Below are 20957 nucleotides of genomic sequence, written 5' to 3'. Positions count from 1 at the left end.
GTGGCTTACTTGCCGCGGAGCGTGTTGATCAGGGCGATACCCAGTACACCGGCAACCGCTGCGGCGGTGAACGGACGCTCCTTCGAGAACTGGCGGACATAGTCGACCAGCGGACGGATGTTCTCTTCGACGACGTCCTTGGCTTGGCCGACCGTCTTCTGGACGGTACCGGTCAGCTGATCCGCTGCGCCTTCGCTCTGCAGCGACTTGTCGCCGATCGCGCCGCCGAGGGTTTCCTTGACCTTGCCGCTGACGTCGGTTGCTGCGCCGCTGAGGGTGTCGGTGTTCATGAATGATCTCCTTCGATACGTGGATGATGGGGCTTCAAACGACGAAGCCGGCGGGAATATCCCGCGCTGCTCCGCGCTGGTGAAAACGATGGGGCCGCACGGGCAAAGGAGTTCGCGCTCCGGCAGACCCGAAACTCATATTGCCCAGAGACATAACCCATCGGACCGCGGATGTTTCCGCAGTATTCCTGCACCTGAATCAGGTACTAAACTACTATCCCGGTGATGACGGCCGGGCGTGGGAGGCCGATCAGGACGAAAGCCGATCCCGCCGCATCGTCAGCGTGATGATCACCCCGCCCGTCGACCATTCATAGGCGATCGAGCCCCCAAGCTGCCCGGCAACGGTACGGCGAACGAGCTTGCTGCCGAAGCCTTCCCCGGCATTCGGGCTTTCGACTTCCGGACCGCCGCGTTCGAGCCAGGTCAGGATCACTTCGTCGTCGGTCGCGGTGCTGGACAGGTCGAGCGTTCCGGTCGGTGCCGACAAAGCGCCGTATTTCATCGAATTGGTCGCGAGCTCGTGGATGATCAGCCCCAGCCCGGTCGCGGCGTTTTCCCCGACGCCCATGCGCTCGACCGCGACGCGGATGCGGCCCTTGAAGGCGCCCATGTCGTCATACGGGGCCAGCAACACCGAAAGCAGGTCGCCGAGCAACGCCGCGTCGCCCTGCCCGCCCGGCAACGGTCGGACGAGATCGTGCGCCCGCCCCAGCGCGCTCAACCGTTCGGTCAGTTCGCGTGCCATGTCCTGCGTATTGGGTGCGGTGCGCGAGGTTATCGTGGTCAAACCGCTCGCGATCGCCAGCAAATTCTTGACGCGGTGGCTCATCTCGCCGGCGAGCAGTTCGTTGCCCTCCTCCGCCTGCTTGCGGCCGGTGACGTCGAGGAAGATGCCGAACATCGTCCGTCCGACGATCCCGACATCCTCGCCCTGGCCGCGTGCGGAGATCCAGCGGACCTCCTCGCCGATCATGATCCGGAAGTCGGTCTCGTAGCTGCCAAGCACCGCGCGGGTGGCGGCGAAGGCGGAGTGGACGCGGTCGCGATCGGACGGATGAATATGCGCCGACAATTCCTCGAACGTGACTTCGGCGCGCCACGGGAGGCCCCAAAGCTCGAAGCCCCGCTCGTCCATCGTGAAGGCGTCGGTGTCGACGTTCCATGCCCACAGGGCAACGCCCGCGGCGGTGACCGCAAGCCGCAGATGGTCGGGGTCCCACGCATGCGCCTTGGGTATTTCGGCAGTTCCGTCCGCAATCACTTCGGCAATCCCCCGTCCGAGCGCAGAGCCCGGCCACCATGCCTAATACACACCGCGCGCGCTTTACGTTAACTTCGCGCAAGTGGCGGTGTTCGCCGCACTTACGGGTCCGCGGCCGCAGTTGAGGTCATCCGACATCGCCAATAGAAATGCGGACCACGATGGCAGATCGGCGTGCTACTCGACCGGGCACCAAGTGAACGAGGGTAGCGAAATGGACAGCATGACAGGCGATGCGCCGCGGGACACGCCGGTGTTCGCCGATGTCGTCATCGTCGGCGGCGGGCACGGCGGAGCGGCGTGTGCGATCGCGCTGCGCAAGATCGGCTTCGAGGGATCGATCCTGCTCGTCGGCAAGGAGGCCGAGCTTCCCTATGAACGGCCGCCCTTGTCGAAAGAATATCTGTCGGGCGAGAAGATCTTCGGCCGTATCCTGATCCGACAGGCGACGTTCTGGACCGAGCAGCGCATCGATCTGCGACTGGGATCGCGCATCGTATCGGTCGATCCGGTCGAGCACAGCGCGACGACGGAGGACGGTACGACGATCGGCTATGGGCGGCTGGTCTGGGCGACGGGCGGGACGCCGAGACGACTGGCCTGCGCTGGCCATCATCTCACCGGCGTCCACACCGTGCGCGACCGCGCCGACGCCGACCGGATGCTCGCCGAACTGCCGGATGTCGGAACCGCGGTCGTGATCGGCGGCGGGTATATCGGGCTCGAAGCCGCAGCGGTGCTGCGCAAGTTCGGCAAGTCCGTCATCCTGATCGAGGCGCTCGACCGGGTACTCGCGCGGGTGGCGGGCGAAGACCTGTCGCGGTTCTTCGAGGCGGAGCACCGCGCGCACGGCGTCGACGTGCGACTGGGGCAGTCGGTCGACTGCATTCTGGGCGATGACCGCGTCACCGGGGTCCGGCTGGGGGACGGCACCGTCATCGCCGCCGACATGGTGATCGTCGGCATCGGCATCCTTCCCGAAGTCGCGCCCCTGATCGACGCTGGTGCGGCGGGTGGCAACGGCGTGGCCGTCGATGGCGTATGCCGGACGAGCGTGCCGGACGTGTATGCGATCGGCGACTGCGCGTTGCACGCCAACCGGTTTGCCGGTGGGGCGGCGGTGCGCGTCGAATCGGTGCAGAACGCGAACGACCAGGCGACCGTCGTGGCGAAGGACATCGTTGGCCAGCCGGCGGTGTATGACGCGGTGCCGTGGTTCTGGTCGAACCAGTATGACCTGAAGCTGCAGACCGTCGGATTGTCGACCAGCTATGACGACACGGTCCTGCGCGGCGATCCGGCGACGCGCAAATTCTCGGTCGTGTACCTGCGCGACGGCCGCGTGATCGCGCTCGACTGCGTGGGTGCGGTCAAGGATTACGTCCAAGGGCGCAAGCTGGTTGAAGCCGGCGCGGTGATCGACCGGGCCATCCTCGCCGACCCCGACATCATGCTGAAGGACATGATGCCGCTGGAGCCGCCGACGCTTTCTTGACTCCGGTTCGGCATCGGTCGCACCTTGCGGCCGAACAGCGCGGATATCGGATCGCATGGCAATGATGAGTATCGGCGCATGACTGCGCTGGCGGGCCTGCGGGTCGTCGAGTTCGCCAGCATCGGGCCGGGCCCGCATGCGGCGATGCTGTTGTCGGATCTCGGTGCGGAGGTGCTGCGGATCGAGCGGGTCGGCGGTGGATTTCGCAATCCCGTGCTGGACCGTGGCCGCGCGCGGCTCGCGCTCGACATTCGCACGCTTGAGGGGCGCGAGCAGGCGCTTGCGATCACGGACCGCGCCGATGTCGTGATCGAGGGGCTGCGACCGGGCGTGATGGAGCGGCTCGGCCTCAGTCCGGAGGTGATGCTCGAACGCAACCCGCGGCTCGTTTATGGGCGGATGACCGGTTGGGGACAGACCGGGCCGCTCGCGCAGGTGGCGGGCCACGATCTCAATTACATTGCCCTCAGCGGAGTGCTCGCGGCGATCGGCGCGCCGGGAACGCCGCCGCCGGCGCCGCTCAACCTGATCGGCGATTTCGGCGGCGGGTCGCTGTATCTCGTTACCGGTATCCTCGCGGCGCTGCTCGAACGCGCACGATCGGGACTGGGCCAAGTCGTCGATGCGGCGATCGTCGACGGGGTCTCTTCAATGATGGCGCTGTTCGCGGGAATGGTCCCGGCCGGCGTCATGTCGATGGACCGCGACCGCAATTTGCTCGGCGGCGCAGCGCCGTTCTACCGCTGTTACACCTGCGCCGATGGGCGGTACGTCTCGGTCGGCGCGATCGAGCCGAAATTCTATGCCGAGCTGCTCGGTCGGCTGGGGCTCTCCGCCGACCTCGCGGCGGAGCAGATGGTCGTCGAGCGCTGGCCCGAAACCACGCGACGCTTCGCCGCGGTGTTCGTGACCAGATCGAGGGACGACTGGTGCGCCGCGCTCGAAGGCACCGACACATGCTTTGCGCCCGTGCTGGAACTCGACGAGGTGCCGACGCACCACCACATGGCCGATCGCGGTGTCGTCGTCGACGGCATCTGGCAGGCGGCCCCTGCCCCGCGCCTGTCCCGCACGCCGGGCCGGATCGCCCCCAGCTCCGATGGCACGGCGCTGCTGGCGGAATGGGGCGTTGGCTAAGACGACCGGATCACGCGCGCCCGACTTGCCGCAACAGATGCTCCGCGCGCGACAGATACGGTCGGTCGAGCATGCCGCCCTTGTAGCCGATCGTGCCGACGCCGGGGTTGGCCGCGAACAGATCGACGATCGCCTGCGCCTCGGCGATCTCCGCCTCGGTCGGCGTGAAGGCGGCGTTGATCACGTCGACCTGCGCCGGATGGATCGCAAGCATCCCGCGGTAACCGTCACGCCGGACCTGCTCCGCGCGCGTTTTCAACGTGTCGAGATCGCGGAAGTCGCCCTGGATCGTCTCGATCGCGGTCACGTCCGCCGCCGCGGCACCCAGCAGGCACATCGACCGCGCGAGTTCGTAGGTGAAGCGATAGCTGCCATCCGGATTGCAGTTCGCGCTCGCGCCGATCGAGTCCGCCAGATCCTCCGCGCCCCAAGTCAGTGCGACCACGCGAGGCGCGCCCTTATAGTCGCCCGTATGGAACATCGCTTCCGCCGTCTCGGTGATCAGCACGATTACCGGGGTCGACCCGATCGCGATGCCGTTCGCCGCCTCGAACGCGGAGAGGTAGTGGTCGAGCCGTTCGACATCCTGCCGTCCGGCGACCTTCGGCAGCATGATCCCGCCCGGCCGCGCCGGCATGATCGCAGCGAGATCGGTCAGCGTATATGGTCCGTCGAGCGGATTGACCCTCACCCACATTCGCGCGCGATGTGCGACATTTGCGGTCAGCACGTCGTGGACGGCCTGGCGGGCGAGCGGCTTGTTCTCGGTGGTCACCGCGTCTTCGAGATCGAACAGGACGATGTCGGCGCTGCCCTCGACCGCCTTGGTCATCTTGCGTTCGCTGTCCCCCGGCGCGAACAACCAGGAGCGCATTTTCAACGAAGCAACGGACATGGCGGCATGGTCCCAGACGGATCGAAACAGGTGCGTTGCGTACGGCGTCGATCGCGAGCGGGCAACTGCGGCGCAGGGTTCGCCGCGAAATCGTGCATGGTGCGCGGTGCCGTCATTGGCGGCATGAGATAGCGAAGCGTTCCCCGACCGAAGAATGCATTGATTGCCGACACCGCCCTGCGCCGGGCAAACGGCGCCGCGGAGACACATCATGGCGAAGACACTCACCCATCTGGAACGGCTCGAGGCGGAGGCGATCCACATCCTGCGCGAAGTCGTCGCCGAGGCCGACAAGCCGGTGATGCTGTATTCGGTCGGCAAGGATTCGGCGGTGATGCTGCACCTCGCGCGCAAGGCGTTCTACCCGTCGCCCCCGCCCTTCCCGCTGCTGCACGTCGACACGACCTGGAAATTCCAGGAAATGTACAAGTTGCGCGACCGGATGGCGGCGGAAAGCGGCATGGAACTGCTGGTCTACCAGAACCCCGAAGCTGCCGAACGCGGGATCAATCCGTTCGATCACGGTGCGCTCCACACCGACATGTGGAAGACGGAGGGCTTGAAGCAGGCGCTCAACCTGCACGGCTTCGACGCGGCGTTCGGTGGCGCGAGGCGCGACGAGGAGAAGTCGCGTGCGAAGGAACGCATCATCTCGTTCCGCACCGCGACGCATGGCTGGGATCCGAAGAACCAGCGCCCCGAATTGTGGAACCTCTACAATGCCCGGAAATCGAAGGGCGAGAGCATCCGCGTGTTCCCGATCTCGAACTGGACCGAGCTCGACGTCTGGCAATATATCCAGCTCAACGACGTGCCGATCGTGCCGCTCTATTACGCGGGCGTCCGCCCCACGGTCGAGCGCGACGGCATGCTGCTGATGGTCGACGATGATCGCTTCCGCCTCGAACCCGGCGAAGTCCCGGTCGATCGATCGATCCGTTTCCGCACGCTCGGCTGCTATCCGCTGACGGGCGCGGTCGAGAGCACGGCCTCGACGCTGTCCGAGATCATCCAGGAAACGCTGCTGACGACCACCAGCGAGCGCCAGGGCCGCGCGATCGACAAGGATGCCGGCGGCGCGGGCATGGAAAAGAAGAAGCAGGAGGGGTATTTCTGATGAGCGACATCGCAATCCAGGAATCGGCCTACCAGACCGACGCGCTGATCGCCGAAGATATCGACGCGTATCTCGACCAGCATCGCAACAAGACGATGCTGCGGTTCATCACCTGCGGATCGGTCGACGATGGCAAGTCGACGCTGATCGGCCGGCTGCTGTATGATTCCAAGATGATCTTCGAGGATCAGCTCGCCGCCCTCGAAGCGGACAGCAAGCGCGTGGGCACGCAGGGCGGCGAAATCGACTTCGCGCTGCTCGTCGACGGGCTCGCCGCCGAGCGCGAACAGGGCATCACGATCGACGTCGCCTATCGCTTTTTCTCGACTGAAAAGCGCAAGTTCATCGTCGCGGATACGCCGGGTCACGAGCAATACACCCGCAACATGGTGACCGGTGCCTCGACCGCCGACCTCGCCGTGATCCTGGTCGATGCGCGCAAGGGCGTGCTGACGCAGACCAAGCGCCACAGCTATCTCGCGCACCTGATCGGCATCCGGAACCTCGTGCTCGCCGTCAACAAGATGGACCTGATCGGCTACGATCAGGCGCGCTATGACGAGATCGTCGGGGACTATGCGGCGTTCGCGAAGAGCATCGGCATCACCGCGTTCACGCCGATGCCGATCTCGGGGTTCAAGGGCGACAACATCTCCCTCAGGTCCGAAACCATGCCGTGGTACGATGGCCCGACGCTGATGGAGCATCTCGAAGCGGTCGATGTCGATGTCGACGACGACCAGGCCAAGCCGTTCCGGATGAGCGTGCAGTGGGTCAACCGCCCCAACCTCGATTTCCGCGGTTTCTCGGGCCAGATCGCAGCGGGCACGATCAAGCCCGGCGATGCGATCCGTGTGCTGCCCGGCGGCAAGACCTCGACGATCAGCCGGATCACGACGCTCGACGGCGATCTCGACGAGGCGGTCGCGGGCCAGTCCGTCACGCTGTCGTTCGCCGACGAGATCGATTGCTCGCGCGGCAACGTCATCGCCGCGTCGGACGCGCCGCCCGAGACCGCCGACCAGTTCGAGACGACGATCGTCTGGATGGACGACGAGCCGCTGATCGTAGGTCGCTCCTACTGGCTGAAGCTCGGTACGCAGATGGTGTCGGCCACCGTTCGCGAGCCGAAATACCAGGTCAACGTCAACACGATGGAGCGGCTCGCGACCAAGACGCTCGAACTCAACGCGATCGGCGTGGCGGAGATCACCACCGATCGCGCGATCGTGTTCGAGGCTTATGCGCAGGAGGGTGCTGCGCCGAACAAGGTGCTCGGCGGGTTCATCCTCATCGACAAGATCACAAATGCGACGGTCGCGGCGGGGATGGTCCATTTCAGCCTGCGCCGCTCGCAGAACGTCCATTGGCAGGCGACCGATATCGGCCGCGAGGCGCATGCCGGGCTGAAGAACCAGAAACAGGCGGTGCTGTGGTTCACCGGGCTGTCGGGCGCGGGCAAGTCGACGATCGCCAACGAGGTCGAGAAACAGCTCAACCTGATGAACCGGCACACCTTCCTGCTCGACGGCGACAACATCCGCCACGGGCTGAACAAGGATTTGGGCTTCACCGAGGCGGATCGGATCGAGAATATCCGGCGCGTCGGCGAGGTCGCCAAGCTGATGGCGGACGCCGGGCTGATCGTGCTCACCGCGTTCATCTCGCCGTTCCGTGCCGAGCGCGACATGGTGCGCGCGATGCTGCCGGCGGGCGAGTTCATCGAGATCTTCGTCGACACGCCGCTCGATGTGGCGGAAGGTCGCGACGTGAAGGGCCTCTACAAGAAAGCACGGGCGGGCGATTTGAAGAACTTTACCGGGATCGACAGCCCTTACGAGGCGCCACTCAACGCGGAAATCCGCGTCAACACGGTCGAGATGACGCCGGTCGAGGCGGCCGCGTTTATCGTCCGCCAGATCATGCCGCTCAAGTGACGGTCATAGAAAGCGACGTCCGCCTTGCCGAACGCCTCGCCACCGAGGCGGGGGAGATATTACTCGCGTTGCAGAAAAGCAGTGGGCTGACCGGCAAGGATCTCGGCAAGGCGGGCGACGAGCAGGCCAACAGGTTCCTCATGCGGATGCTGCGCGCGGCGCGGCCCGACGATGCGATTTTGTCCGAGGAAGAGAAGGATACGGGCGATCGGTGTTCGGTACGCCGCGCTTGGATCGTCGATCCGCTCGACGGCACGCGGGAATATGGCGAGGGGCGGACCGACTGGGCGGTACACGTCGCGCTTGCGATCGACGGCGTGGCCGTCGTGGGCGCGGTCGCACTGCCGGGGCTCGGGATGACGCTGACGTCGGGTTCGCCGAAGCCGCTGGAACCGGCGGGCGATCCGCTCCGCATGCTGGTCAGCCGCAGCCGTCCGGCGCGCGAGGCGGTCGCGGTCGCCGAGACGTTGGGGGCGACGCTTGTGCCGATGGGCTCGGCGGGCGCGAAGGCGATGGCCGTGGTCCGCGGCCAGGCGGACATCTACCTCCACACCGGCGGGCAGTATGAGTGGGACAATTGCGCACCGATCGCGGTCGCGCAGGCGGCCGGGCTCCACGTCAGCCGCGTCGACGGATCGCCGCTCGTCTATAATTGCGCGGATCCGTATCTGCCCGACCTGCTGATCTGTCGGATGGAACTGGCGACGCGCGTGCTCGACCTAGTGAAGGCGCTGCCACCCGCCTGAGGGGGCGGGCGGTATCAGCCGTCGGAGGCCGCCAACTCAACGAACTCGAAGTCGTAGCGCTGCCACCCGCGTTGCGCTGCGGCCTCGGCAAGTGCGTTGCGCTTCTTCTTTGCCTCGACGAGCGACTTGGTGTGGCCCCAGAATATCTCGGTCTTGCCGTTGGCCAGCACCGCGACGATCCGCCAGTAATGCGTGAACGGTGTCGCGGTCGGGCCGATCGTCTTCACGTAACCGTCGGGCAGCGTCGCGGTGAGGTAGCGTTTCTTGGCCATGACGCTGCCGTTAGCCCTCTGCCGCCCGGACGGAAATGCTTAGTCGCTGGCGGCGTCCTTCCCGATACGATCGAGTGTCGCGATCGCGTCGGCCGGCAGCACGATGTCCCCCGCCGCAACGTTCTCGCGCAGATGACCGACCGACGCCGTGCCGGGGATCAGCAAGATGTTCGGCGAACGCTGCAACAGCCAGGCGAGCGCGACCTGCATCGGCGTCGCGTCCAGATTGCGTGCTACGTCCGACAGAGCGGTCGACTGCAATGGCGAGAACCCACCGAGCGGGAAGAACGGCACATACGCGATCCCCGCCTCCGCCAGATCGTCGATCAGCGCGTCGTCGTCGCGGTGCGCGAGGTTATACTGGTTCTGCACGCAGGCGATCGTCGCCATCGACCGCCCTTCTCTGATCTGCGTCGGCGTGACGTTGCTGAGCCCGATATGGCGGACCAGACCCTGCCGCTGGAGATCGACGAGCGTCGCGAGCGGCTCGGCGATCGAGCCCTCGGCGGGGCCATGCGCATCGAACATCGCGCGCAGATTGACGACGTCGAGCGTCTCCAACCCGAGATTGCGCAGATTGTCGTGGACCGCGCTGGTCAGGTCCGCCGCCGAGAAGGCAGGATCCCAGGAGCCCTCAGGTCCCCGCCGCGCACCGATCTTGGTGACGATCACGAGGTCGTCGGAATACGGGTGCAACGCCTCGCGGATCAGGCGATTGGTGACGTGAGGTCCGTAGAAATCGCTCGTGTCGATATGGTTCACGCCGGCCGCGACCGCCGCCCGCAGAACCGCAATCGCCCCGTCGTGATCCTTGGGCGGCCCGAACACGCCGGGGCCGGTAAGCTGCATCGCGCCGTAGCCGAGACGGTTGACGGTGCGCCCTGCGAGCGGGGCGGTGGTGGTGATACCGTGCGTGGTCATGATCCGGTCCTTTCGAAGTGTGACCTTCATATGGACCGCGTTGGCTGTTACGATAATGCGGCAGTATCGGCACGGGCTGTACGGGAGCACGCACAATGGCGGTGAATGCAGGCGATCTCTCCGCGTTCGTAACGGTCGCGCGGGCGGGCGGCTTCAGGGACGGCGCACGGATCAGCGGCGGCAGCGCGTCGGGGCTGAGCGAAGCGGTACGCCGACTGGAGGCGCGGCTCGGTATGCGGTTGCTCAACCGGACGACGCGGAGCGTGGCGCCGACCGAAGCCGGTGCGCGGCTGCTCGACCGGCTCGGCCCCGCGCTCGCCGAGATCGAGGCGGCGCTGGACGTCGTCAACGGCTATCGCGATTTGCCCGCGGGACCGTTGCGGCTGAACGTGCCGGTCAGCGCCGCGCGGCTGGTCCTGCCCGCGATCGTCCCGGCGTTCCTTGCCGCCTATCCCGATATCCGGCTGGAGGTGATCGCGGAGGATAGCTTCGTCGACATGCTCGCCGCGGGGTGCGACGCCGGTATCCGCTACGACGAGCGGCTGGAACTGGACATGATCGCGATACCGATCGGTCCGCGCGAGCAACGGTTCGCGACGGCGGCGTCGCCCGACTATCTCGCCCGCCGGGGCACGCCCCTACACCCCCGCGACCTGCTCGACCATGCCTGCATCCGCGGCCAGTTCTCCAGCGGCTCGATGATGCCCTGGGAATTCGAGCGCGACGGCGAGATCGTCAAGGTGGAGCCCGGCGGTCCGCTGATCGTCCGCGTCGGCGCGGCCACCGACCTTGCGGTCGATGCGGCGCTGGCGGGAACCGGCATCATCCACCTGTTCGAGGACTGGCTGCGGCCGCATCTCGACAGCGGTGCGCTGGTGCCCGTGCTTGAGCCGTGGTGGCAGCGCTTCTCGGGTCCGTTCCTTTATTATTCGGGACGTCGTTATCTGCCGGCCCCGCTGCGCGCGTTCATCGATTTCGTCGCAGCCAGGCGCGGGCAGCCATGAGCGGCCTCGATCGACCAACGGAAATATGCCGAACACACTTGCCTTGCAGGACGGCGGCATGATCCCTGCTTCCGTACCCGACCTTGCGAAACCCGTGCTGCTGGTGGTCGATGACGACCACATGATCCGCACGCTGCTGGCGCAGAGCCTGGGCATGCACGGCTATCAGGTCGAGACCGCGATCAATGCGCAGGAAATGGACGGCGTGCTCGCACGGTGCGCGGTGTCGCTGATCCTGCTCGACGTGATGATGCCCGGCGAGGACGGTCTGTCAGCGTGCCGTCGCTTGGCGCGGACGGGTGCGCCGCCGGTGGTGATGCTGAGCGCGCTGGGCGATGAACCCGACCGGATCCTGGGGCTGGAGATCGGCGCGAGCCATTATTTGTCCAAGCCGTGCAGCCCGCGCGAGATCCTGGCGACGGTTCGTGCCGCGCTGCGTGCACGCGAGATGCAGGATGCGGGCGACAGCCGCGCGTTCGGGTTCCTCGGCTGGCGCGTCGATTTCGCGGCGCACGAGCTGTTCGATCCCGACGGCACGCTGATCGACCTGACCGACGGCGAGTTCGCGGTGTTGCGCGCGTTCGTCGAGCGACCACGGCGCGTGCTGGCACGCGATGCGTTGCTGGAAGCGGCGCGAGGCCCCGACACCGACGCCTTCGATCGCGCGATCGACGTGCAGGTCAGCCGCTTGCGCCGCAAGCTGCGCTCGCACGACGACGAGATCATCCGGACGATCCGCAACGAGGGCTATTTCTTCGTTCCCCGCGTGGTGCGCCTGTGATGCGCCAACAGGCAGCGACAGCCGGCAAGATCGACCAGCCGATACGGCGTAACCCGCAGCGGTCCTGGCCGATGTTCCTGCGCATCTTCGTGCTGGGGCTGACGACCGTGCTGCTGGTCCAGATCCTGAACTTTGCGATCGTGCTGCTGATGCCGCCGCCTCGGCCGCAGATCTTCACGGCCAACCGCGTCGCTGCGGTGGCGCGGACTGGGCGAGACCCGACCGGTCAGCTCAAAGTCGAGATTGCGACCGGCCCACCCCGCCCGACCGACAATCCGCGCGACGCTCGGCTCGCCGAATCGATCGCCGCCGATCTCGGACTGGTGCGGACCAAGGTGACCGTCGAAACCGAGCGGTCGGCGATGCCGCTGTTCGCAGGCGCACTCCGGCCGCCGCTGCCGCTCGGCATGGGTCGTTCGGCGCACCTGCCGCAATCGTTCGACAATGCGCTGTTCGGCCCGTTCGTCGTGTCGATCGAGACGCCGAACGGGCGGTGGCACGTGATCCGGCCGACGCACACCACGATCGGCCCCTGGCGTATGCGGATCGTCCTGTGGTTCCTGGTCGCGATGGTGGTCGCCGCCGCGGTTGCCTGGGTGATGGCACGGCGCGTGGTGAAGCCCATCGCGCTGTTCGCCGCCGCCGCCGAGCGTCTCGGTCGCGACCCTCGCGCCGAACCGCTGCCGATCGTCGGTCCGCCCGAGATCGCCGAAGCGGCCACCGCGTTCAACCTGATGCAGGAGCGATTGAACCGCTATGTCGAGGATCGGACGACCCTGATCGCCGCGGTTGCGCATGATCTACGGACGCCATTGATGCGGCTGTCGCTGCGGCTCGAAAAGGCGCCCGACGATATCCGTGCAGCAAGCGAAGGCGACATCCAGGAGATGAGCGAGCGGATCGGTTCGGCGATGGCGTTCGTCCGCGACATGACCCGCCACGTCCGCCGCCAGCGGCTCGATCTCCGGTCGCTCGCCGAGAGCGTCGCGGATGACTTTGCTGATCGCGGCGATGCGGTGGCGTTGCATCCGGGCGACCCACTCGCACTGGAGGGCGATGCGCCATCGTTGAAGGCGCTGATCGCGAACCTGGTCGGCAACGCGGTCAAATATGCCGGCCATGCCGAAGTGGAGGTGCGCCGCGAGGACGGGGTCGCGATAGTCGAGATTTGCGACTCCGGACCGGGCATGGCGCCAGCGGATCTCGCCCGCGCGTTCGAGCCGTTCTTCCGCGCCGAGCAATCGCGCAACCGCGACACGGGCGGCAGCGGGCTTGGCCTCGCCAGCGTCCGCGCGGTGGCGCGCGCGCATGGTGGAGATGCGACGATCGAGAACCGCCCGGGCGTCGGGTTGCTTGCGCGCGTGACGTTGCCGATCTGAGCTGGGCCACGGTCAGCCAAAACATAGCGGCAACGACCGCCGTGTCAGACGAATATCACGACATTTCGGGAGATTGCATGCGTATTCTTTACCTCGGCATCGCCGCCGCGCTGGCCGGATGCTCGGCTCAGACGCCGCACCCTCAGGGCGGACACGGTCCGGCGCACGGCCGCGGTCAGTTGTTCATCAGCCCGATGGGCGAACCGTTCCGCGCGTCGCTGAAGCCGGGCGCCGCACAAGACTTGTGGTTCGCGGGCGCCGATACCGATGGCAACGGGCGGATCACGATGGCCGAATTCCAGCATGATGCCGCGCGCTTCTTCGCGGTGCTCGATCGCGGCAAGGATGGCGAGATCGATCCCGACGACATCGCCTATTACGAGAACGTGCTGGTTCCGGAGATCCGCGTGGCGTCCGGCGGCCGTGGGCCAAGGTCCGAAGGTGGCGAGCGCGGCCGTGGCGGACGCGGACGAGGTGGCGGCGGGTCAGGCGGCCAGGGCATGCAGTTCGGCAACGGCGACAGCAAGAAGGGCGCCACCGTCGTCCACGAACGCATCGGCGCCGCGCGCTACGGCTTTTTCGACTTGCCAGAGCCGGTGATCGCAGCCGACGCGAACCTCAATCGCGGTATCGATTCAGGCGAGTTTGCCAAGGCTGCGGTAACGCGCTTCGCCGCGCTCGACCGTAACCATGACGGCGCGCTGACCCGCGGCGAACTCCCACGCGCTGGCGGGGAGACGTGGCGGAACGGCTCGGACGAACCGGCCGTCCCGCCATCGGAACGCGCCGAGCCCTGACGCCATCGTCGCGGCATTCGGTTCAGCCAAGCATGCCCGACACGATCCAACGACGACTGACCGCGGACTTGACGATGGCCACGCCGCAGCACCGACAGGCGGAGCGCTGGATCGGCTCGCCCTTCACGTCGCGGTGCCGGGATCGCGGCATGTGGCGGCCGATTGCACAATTGCCGGGTCGTGATGGTCGAGCCTGCATACCGCTTCCTTCGTGCACCGGTCGTCGAATGATCGAGCTGATGGTGTGACAGGCGAAGTTTTCCGCGGTGTTTCGGCAGCCGCGCGTGACGGGGAATTCATGTAGCCAACGCGGCGGTTTCGGCGTTCAGTGCCGGGCACCCCTCGCAGTGTCGTGGCGTCCATTTCGACGCGACGACAGCGCGTCACCTGGAGCCGACCATGGCCGAAGCCGAACTCGTCGCCTTTTCCAATATCCAGTTGCGGCCCGACCCATCGCGGACCGTCATCCGGCCGTTCAACATCGAATATCCCGGCGCGTTCAAGGTCGAGGGCCATCCCCGCGCCGTCCGCGTGATCGACCGCGTTCTGTCGCTCTCGCCCGACGAACTCCGCGCCGAACGTCGTCGCGTGATGGAGTCGCTCGACGAACGCCACCGCGATGTCGACGAGCTTCTCCTGCACCGGTTCGGCGAGATCATGGCAGTGCTGAAGGACCCGCGCGAGATCGACCCCGACCAGAAACTGCTGATCGGCGCCTATCTCAGCGGTGAATATTCGTTCGAGGCGGCTGCGCTGTTCAACCCGAGCATGGTCCTCGACCCCGACCAGTCAAATGCACCCGAAGGCGGCCTGCGCTTCATCCTGTCGCTGCGCGGGATCGGCGAAGGTCATGTCTCGTCGGTGACGTTCCGCACCGGGAGTTGGTCGCCCGACGACGGTTTCTCGGTCGACCCGTCGAGCCAGACCGCGGTGCCGCCGCGCGTCACGCCGACCGACCAGGGCGCGACCGATGGCGGTCCCACCCGACTGGAATGTGGAGGCAGTCGCGAATTGTCGGAGACGGTGATCTTTCCGATCCTGCCGAGCCAGCATCAGGGGATCGAGGACCTGCGGCTCGTTCGGTTCGAGGACGATGGCGAGGTGCATTACTTGGGCACCTATACCGCGTTCAGCGGCTCGGAAGCGCGCTGCGAACTGCTGCGCGGCGAGGACTTCAAGACGTTCGAGATGCAGCCGATGCGCGGCGCGGTATCAGCAACCAAGGGCATGGCGCTGTTCCCGCGTAAGATCGGCGGACAGTATGCGATGCTCGGACGGCAGGACAATGAGAACATCTGGTACCTGACCTCGGACGACCTGCTGACCTGGGACGGCGGCACCAAGATCGTCGAGCCGAAATGGCCGTGGGAGTTCATCCAGATGGGCAATTGCGGATCCCCGATCGAGATCGACGAGGGCTGGCTGGTGATGACCCACGGCGTCGGCAGCGTCCGTAATTACTGCATCGGTGCATGCCTGCTCGACAAGGCCGACCCGACCAAATTGCTCGCGCGAATGACCGATCCGCTGATCGTACCGAGCCCAGCCGAACGCGACGGTTATGTGCCGAACGTCGTGTATAGCTGCGGCGGAATCGTCCATGATCGCACGCTGTTGCTGCCGTTCGGGGTGGCGGACAATTTCGCCTCGTTCGCGACGGTGGATGTCGGGCGGCTGCTTGCGGCGATGGCGTGAGGCGAACCAACTGGCAGTCGACACTAGCATGTTTCCCCGCGAAGGCGGGGACCCAGTCTGGGCTCCCGCCTTCGCGGGAGAACAATCTTACGGTGCGTTCGGCGTACTGGCCCGTTCGACGAGCAGCCCCGCCCCTGCAAAATCTTCCGCGGCAACCGCGTCGATCTGTCGCTCGATACCGCGCGTAAGCCCGGCCGGCACGGTCACCGCGAAGCCGTGTGCGATGAGTCCATCGACGGCCCAACGGACGCAGTAATCCGCCGCAACCCCAATTACCGTGACATCGGTGACGCTCCTCGCCGCCAAGTCCGCGAAAAACGCCTCGCGCTCAATAGTCGGCCGCTCGGCATCCCGCGCATCCTCGATTGCAAGCCCTGGCTCGGCCCACATGTCGAACACACCCTTCTCGATCCGCCACGCCGGGATCGCCGGGTCGACGAGCGCGACGTCGAGCATGTTGCCCCACCCCCGCGTCCCCCGCACGCAGTGGATCGGAAACATCTGCGCCTCGGGCGACCCGGCGTAGGTCTCGACGAAATGCGTGTCGAACGTGAACAGGACGCCGGCAACCTCGTCAGACGTGAGAGCCGACAGCCACGCCTGCATCGGCGCGACCAGTGCGTCGGCCCCCGCTACGCTCAGCGCGCCCTCGCCCGCCATGAAATCCCACTGCGTATCCACCACGACCACGAACCGCGCCATCGCCCATCTCCTTTGGCTGCTGCTTGACACAAACGCGTCTTCTCGGACACCCGGCCCCTACGCAACGCAGGAGCCCATGTGCATGGCCGTGACCGATATCGCCACCCGGACGTACAATCACAATTTCCGGCTCGATCCGATCGTCCGCAGCCTGCTCGATACCGATTTCTACAAGCTGTTGATGTTGCAGATGATCCGGCAGGTCTATCCCGACGTCAGCGCCACCTTCGCGCTGATCAACCGGACCAAGACCGTGCGGCTCGCGGAGATCGTCGACGAGGACGAGCTGCGCGCGCAGCTCGATCACGCGCGGACGCTGCGGTTCGCAAAGAAGGAGTTGATCTGGCTCGCGGGCAACAGCTTCTACGGCAAACAGAAGATGTTCGGGCCCGAGTTCCTCGCATGGCTCGCCGAGTTTCAATTGCCTTCGTACGACCTACGCAAGGTCGACGGGCAATATGAACTGCATTTCGAAGGGCCGTGGAGCCACACGACGATGTGGGAGATACCCGCGCTGACGATCATCAACGAGCTGAAGTCGCGTGCGGCCCTGCGCGATCGCGGTCGGTTCGCACTCGACATCGTCTACGCGCGCGCCAAGGCCAAGCTGTGGGAGAAGGTCGAGCGGTTGCGCGAACTGCCCGACCTCGTGCTGTCGGACTTCGGCACGCGGCGCCGGCACGGATTCCTGTGGCAGCGCTGGTGCGTCGAGGCGCTGAAGGAAGGGCTTGGCGACCGGTTCATCGGTACGTCCAATGTGCTGCTGGCGATGGACGCCGACCTGGAGGCAATCGGCACGAACGCGCACGAACTGCCGATGGTGACCGCCGCGCTGGCGAACAGCGACGCAGACCTCGCCGAAGCCCCGTACCGCGTGCTCGAGCATTGGCGGCAACATTATAACGGCAATCTCCTGATCGCCCTCCCCGATGCGTTCGGGACGACCGCGTTCCTGCGCAACGCGCCGCACTGGCTGGCGGAGTGGACCGGCTTCCGTCCCGACAGCGCGCCGCCGATCGCGGGCGGCGAGCAGATCATCCGCTGGTGGGAGGAGCAGGGCGTCGATCCCAAGACCAAGCTGCTGATCTTCTCCGATGGGATGGACATCGACACGATCGAGCAGACCTATCGCCATTTCCACGGCCGCGTGCGGATGAGTTTTGGCTGGGGGACCAACCTGACCAACGACTTCCGCGGCTGCGATCCCGATGGCGCGGCGGCGCTGGAGCCGATCTCGCTGGTCTGCAAGGTGATCGCTGCGAATGGCCGCCCGGCGGTAAAACTGTCCGACAATCCGGCGAAGGCGACGGGCGAACCCACGGAGATCGCGCGGTATCTGCGTGTGTTTGGGGAAGCGGATCGCGCCGCGGCACCCGTTTTAGTCTGATCACCTGCGTGTCCTGCGCGCAACACGCAGGACACATATCGCAACAAAATTGTCGCATCACGCAATCTTCCCTTGCTTCGTTACGCCCCTGAGCCATCATTCGCACACATAAGATAAGAGAGCGGATGTTTGCTGGGGCGCGGACAAGGGGAAAAATGTTGAAGCGTGGGTTCAAGACGTTCACGGGCGCGAGCAAATATGCCGGCGCCAGCGGGTTGGCATTGGTGGCGATGCTCGCAGCGATGCCGGCCTTCGCACAATCGGTGACGACACCGGCCGCGGAGGGCGTGCAGGCTGCCGACCCATCCGTAGACCAGGCTGGCGGAGACGAGATCGTCGTGACCGGATCGCGCATCCGCCGTAGTCCGCTCGACCAGCCCTCCCCCGTCGTCACGGTCGATGCACAGTCGATCCAGCGCACCGGGCTTTCGTCGGTCGCCGACGTTCTCCAGCGGCTGCCGAGCGCGGCGGGCGGGCTCAATTCGAAGGTCAACAATTCGGGTAACATCGGCAATCCGCCCGACGGCGGTGGCGTCGGTGCAGGGTCGGCCGAGATCGACCTCCGCTATCTCACCGCCAAGCGGACGCTGGTGCTGGTCGACGGTCTTCGCTTCGTCAACGGCGCATCGGCGAGCGGCATCCCCTCGACCGTCGATCTGAACACGATCCAGGTCGGCTCGATCGAGCGGATCGAAATCCTCCAGTCGGGCCAGTCGCCGCTTTACGGATCGGACGCGCTGGCCGGCGTCGTCAACATCATCACCAAATCGCAGCAAAAGGGCCTCAAGGCGTCCGCGCAGTTCGGCACGTTCCGCCAGGGCGACGGCCATACGCAGGACTATAACGTCAGCTACGGCATCCAGGCGCCGCGCACGAGCGTGGTGTTCGGCGGCAGCTACGTGAAGCAGGAGGCGGTCAGCACGCGCGATCGAAAGATTTCGCAGTTCCCCAACCCTGGCCAGACAAGTTGCTCGGACGTCATTGGTGGCTGTTCGGGCGCTACCCCCAACGGATTCTTCCAGGTCGGTGGCCGGAACCTGACGTTGAAGTCGGCGCCTATCCTCGGGCGGCCACGCTACGACGCCGCCAATCCGACCGGCCCGAACAGCGATTTCAAGGAATTCACGTCCGCCGACCGCTTCAACTTCTCGCCGTTCAACTATTTCCTGACCCCGTCGGAGCGCTACGGCTTCTTCGTCAGCGCCAAGCAGGAACTCACCGACAACGTGAACCTGCGCGTGAAGATGAACTACACGCGACGCAATTCGCAGAACCAGGCGGCGTTCCTGCCGCTCGTGATCGGGCCGGACGCTGGCAACGGCAACCTGCTCGACACGATCTCGGTCGATGCGACCAACCCCTTCAATCCGTTCGGCTACACGCTGTCGGCGGGCGGCGCGGGCAATGGTCCGGCGAACTATTCGACGGTGCGTCGACGCCTCGTCGAGGCTGGGCAGCGGACCTATTCGCAGACCGTCGACACGATGTCGGCGACCGCGACGCTCGACGGTTCGTTCAACGTCGGCAGCCACAAATTCTACTGGGACGTCAACGCCGTCCTCGGCTTCAACGATGCCAAGCAGCTGTTCACGGGCAACATCAACGCGGCCAATCTGGCCCAGGCACTAGGCCCGGTCGCGAACTGCACCGGGGCATGCGTACCGTTCAACATCTTCGGCGGTGCAGGCTCGGTTACGCCCGCGATGCTGGGCTTCATCGCGTTCGACGAGCGTGCGCGCAGTTCGCAGAGCCTGGAAGACTATACCGCCAATATCTCGGGCGACCTGTTCGACCTTCCCGCCGGCGCCGTGGGTCTCGCCGCGGGCTATGAGCACCGCGTCCAATATGGCAGCTTCACGCCCGATCCGCTGATCACCGCAGGGCTCGGTGCGGATATCCCGGCCCAACCGGCACGTGGACACTTCAACTCGGACGAAGTCTATGCCGAGCTGCGGGTACCCCTGATCCACAACACGCCGCTCATCCAGTCGCTCGAGATCGGCGGCGCGGTGCGGCATTCGAACTATTCGATCAGCGGCAGCAACACGACCTATACCGGCAGCGGCCTGTGGAAGCCGTTCAGCGACCTGCTGTTGCGCGCCTCCTATGCGCAGGGCTTCCGCGCACCGAGCATCGGCGAACTGTTCGGCGCGGCATCGCGGTCCGACGCCGCGATCGACGATCCTTGCACCAACGTCGCCGGATCGCCGTTCCAGTCGTCCGCGACCGTCCGCGCCAACTGCATCGCCAACGGCGTGCCCGCGAACGGCAGCTATCAGGAACCGAATGGCGGGCAGCTGAGCGTACTGACCGGCGGCAATGAGGCGTTGAAGCCCGAGACGTCGCGCACCTGGCTGTTCGGCGCGGTGTATGCGCCGAGCTGGGCACGGACCAGCGGGATCGCCAGCCAGTTGAGCATCGAAGGTAATTATTACGACATCAAGGTCGACGACGCGATCGCGGCGACCGACGCGACGCTGACGCTCAGCCGCTGTTCGCAGGCGGCGGACGCCCTCAGCTGTGCAGCGATCTCCCGCACGCCCAACGGGATCATCTCGCGCATCAACGCGCAATTGCAGAACATCGGCGGGATCCGCACCCGCGGCGTCGACGTCACCGCAGTCTATCGCTCGCCGCAGACGTCGGCGGGGACGTTCGGGCTATCGCTCAACGGCAACATCCTGCTGAAATACGCCGAGAGCTTCCCGGCGACGGTCGGCTTCACCACCACCAATTACCAGGGTACGACGCGTGGGTCGCCCGAGCAGTCCTATCCGAAGTTCAAGGGCAATGCGGTCGTCGACTGGGACATCGGCATGGCGCGCGCCTCGTTCACCGGCCGCTACATCAAGAGCGTGAAGGAAGCGGACGGCAAGACACTCGACAACACCTTCTACGGCGATGTCCAGGTTACCCTGTCGCCGGGCTGGCTGGAGAACCGGCTGGGGCTGACGATCGGCGTGAACAACGTCTTCAACCAGGATCCGCCGGCGTGCTTCAGCTGCACCGGGCCAAACTATGATCCGAGCACGTATGACGTGCCGGGGCAGTTCGGGTATATCCGTCTGTCGTGGGGGCTTTAATCTTATGAGATGCCTGTCCGCTCATTGTGAATGGGCAGGCTAGTCGATCCTCCCC

19 protein-coding genes are annotated in these 20957 nt (G+C 65.8%); 12 read left to right on the top strand and 7 right to left on the bottom strand.

Annotation, left to right across the window (positions count from 1 at the left end):
* Positions 1 to 5: 5 nt before the first annotated feature.
* Positions 6 to 290: a CsbD family protein gene (locus tag AC59GX_RS14455; protein WP_056057800.1), complete on the bottom strand. Its 285-nt coding sequence runs from the start codon at positions 288 to 290 to the stop codon at positions 6 to 8.
* Between the two features lie 250 nt (positions 291 to 540).
* Entirely contained in the window at positions 541 to 1554 is a 1014-nt protein-coding gene (locus AC59GX_RS14450) for a sensor histidine kinase (RefSeq protein ID WP_426281226.1), read from the bottom strand.
* Between the two features lie 214 nt (positions 1555 to 1768).
* Here AC59GX_RS14450 and AC59GX_RS14445 point away from each other — a divergent pair, with 214 nt between their 5' ends.
* Together AC59GX_RS14445 and AC59GX_RS14440 are read left to right on the top strand one after the other, a co-directional pair.
* On the top strand, positions 1769 to 3049 hold the full coding sequence (locus AC59GX_RS14445) for an NAD(P)/FAD-dependent oxidoreductase (protein ID WP_426281227.1): 1281 nt from the start codon (positions 1769 to 1771) through the stop codon (positions 3047 to 3049).
* A 78-nt stretch (positions 3050 to 3127) separates the two neighbouring features.
* Entirely contained in the window at positions 3128 to 4186 is a 1059-nt protein-coding gene (locus AC59GX_RS14440; RefSeq protein WP_426281228.1) for a CaiB/BaiF CoA transferase family protein, read from the top strand.
* A gap of 10 nt (positions 4187 to 4196) precedes the next feature.
* Here the strand turns inward: AC59GX_RS14440 and AC59GX_RS14435 are convergent, their stop codons facing one another.
* On the bottom strand, positions 4197 to 5060 hold the full coding sequence (locus AC59GX_RS14435; protein WP_426281229.1) for an HpcH/HpaI aldolase/citrate lyase family protein: 864 nt from the start codon (positions 5058 to 5060) through the stop codon (positions 4197 to 4199).
* A gap of 232 nt (positions 5061 to 5292) precedes the next feature.
* On the opposite strand from AC59GX_RS14435, the gene cysD reads away from it, so the two are divergent.
* Genes cysD through AC59GX_RS14420 form a run of 3 tightly spaced genes read left to right on the top strand, consistent with a single transcriptional unit; the run spans position 5293 to position 8881 of the window.
* The gene (gene cysD / locus AC59GX_RS14430) at positions 5293 to 6198 is read left to right on the top strand and encodes a sulfate adenylyltransferase subunit CysD (RefSeq protein ID WP_192974743.1); all 906 of its coding nucleotides are present in this window, start codon (positions 5293 to 5295) and stop codon (positions 6196 to 6198) included.
* Positions 6198 to 8135, top strand: coding sequence for a sulfate adenylyltransferase subunit CysN (cysN, locus tag AC59GX_RS14425; RefSeq protein ID WP_426281230.1), 1938 nt, complete (start codon positions 6198 to 6200; stop codon positions 8133 to 8135). Before cysD ends, cysN begins: the two co-directional genes overlap by 1 nt.
* Entirely contained in the window at positions 8132 to 8881 is a 750-nt protein-coding gene (locus AC59GX_RS14420) for a 3'(2'),5'-bisphosphate nucleotidase CysQ (protein ID WP_426281231.1), read from the top strand. Before cysN ends, AC59GX_RS14420 begins: the two co-directional genes overlap by 4 nt.
* Before the next feature lie 14 nt (positions 8882 to 8895).
* Here the strand turns inward: AC59GX_RS14420 and AC59GX_RS14415 are convergent, their stop codons facing one another.
* A complete protein-coding gene (locus AC59GX_RS14415) occupies positions 8896 to 9153 on the bottom strand; it encodes a hypothetical protein (RefSeq protein WP_426281233.1) in 258 nt (85 codons plus the stop codon).
* Between the two features lie 39 nt (positions 9154 to 9192).
* Positions 9193 to 10074 carry an aldo/keto reductase family oxidoreductase gene (locus tag AC59GX_RS14410; protein ID WP_426281234.1) on the bottom strand — a complete coding sequence of 294 codons (882 nt, stop codon included), beginning with the start codon at positions 10072 to 10074 and terminating at the stop codon, positions 9193 to 9195.
* A gap of 95 nt (positions 10075 to 10169) precedes the next feature.
* Between AC59GX_RS14410 and AC59GX_RS14405 the strand changes: the two genes are divergently transcribed.
* From AC59GX_RS14405 to AC59GX_RS14390, 4 genes are all read left to right on the top strand, one after another.
* Positions 10170 to 11078 carry a LysR family transcriptional regulator gene (locus tag AC59GX_RS14405; RefSeq protein WP_426281236.1) on the top strand — a complete coding sequence of 303 codons (909 nt, stop codon included), beginning with the start codon at positions 10170 to 10172 and terminating at the stop codon, positions 11076 to 11078.
* Positions 11079 to 11136: 58 nt separating this feature from the next.
* Positions 11137 to 11859, top strand: a complete 723-nt coding sequence (locus AC59GX_RS14400; RefSeq protein WP_426281838.1) for a response regulator — start codon at positions 11137 to 11139, stop codon at positions 11857 to 11859.
* Positions 11859 to 13238 carry a sensor histidine kinase gene (locus AC59GX_RS14395; RefSeq protein ID WP_426281238.1) on the top strand — a complete coding sequence of 460 codons (1380 nt, stop codon included), beginning with the start codon at positions 11859 to 11861 and terminating at the stop codon, positions 13236 to 13238. Before AC59GX_RS14400 ends, AC59GX_RS14395 begins: the two co-directional genes overlap by 1 nt.
* A 77-nt stretch (positions 13239 to 13315) precedes the next feature.
* On the top strand, positions 13316 to 14035 hold the full coding sequence (locus tag AC59GX_RS14390; RefSeq protein ID WP_497301952.1) for an EF-hand domain-containing protein: 720 nt from the start codon (positions 13316 to 13318) through the stop codon (positions 14033 to 14035).
* Positions 14036 to 14057: 22 nt separating this feature from the next.
* Here AC59GX_RS14390 and AC59GX_RS14385 read toward each other — a convergent pair whose 3' ends face one another.
* Positions 14058 to 14186: a hypothetical protein gene (locus AC59GX_RS14385; RefSeq protein WP_426281242.1), complete on the bottom strand. Its 129-nt coding sequence runs from the start codon at positions 14184 to 14186 to the stop codon at positions 14058 to 14060.
* Positions 14187 to 14434: 248 nt separating this feature from the next.
* On the opposite strand from AC59GX_RS14385, the gene AC59GX_RS14380 reads away from it, so the two are divergent.
* Positions 14435 to 15730, top strand: coding sequence for a glycoside hydrolase family 130 protein (locus AC59GX_RS14380; RefSeq protein WP_426281244.1), 1296 nt, complete (start codon positions 14435 to 14437; stop codon positions 15728 to 15730).
* 87 nt (positions 15731 to 15817) lie between these two features.
* On the opposite strand, the gene AC59GX_RS14375 is transcribed toward AC59GX_RS14380, so the two are convergent.
* Positions 15818 to 16432 (bottom strand): isochorismatase family protein, encoded by a 615-nt coding sequence (locus AC59GX_RS14375; RefSeq protein ID WP_426281246.1) that lies wholly within the window; start codon positions 16430 to 16432, stop codon positions 15818 to 15820.
* A gap of 82 nt (positions 16433 to 16514) precedes the next feature.
* Here AC59GX_RS14375 and pncB point away from each other — a divergent pair, with 82 nt between their 5' ends.
* Positions 16515 to 17819 (top strand): nicotinate phosphoribosyltransferase, encoded by a 1305-nt coding sequence (gene pncB, locus AC59GX_RS14370; protein ID WP_426281247.1) that lies wholly within the window; start codon positions 16515 to 16517, stop codon positions 17817 to 17819.
* Positions 17820 to 17977: 158 nt separating this feature from the next.
* Positions 17978 to 20902: a TonB-dependent receptor plug domain-containing protein gene (locus tag AC59GX_RS14365; protein WP_497301949.1), complete on the top strand. Its 2925-nt coding sequence runs from the start codon at positions 17978 to 17980 to the stop codon at positions 20900 to 20902.
* The last annotated feature ends 55 nt before the right edge of the window (positions 20903 to 20957 follow it).

It is taken from the genome of Sphingomonas sp. 320_CC (assembly GCF_059691795.1).
The sequence above is the reverse complement of the archived record's forward strand: the minus strand, read 5'-3'. Positions and strand labels throughout refer to the sequence as shown.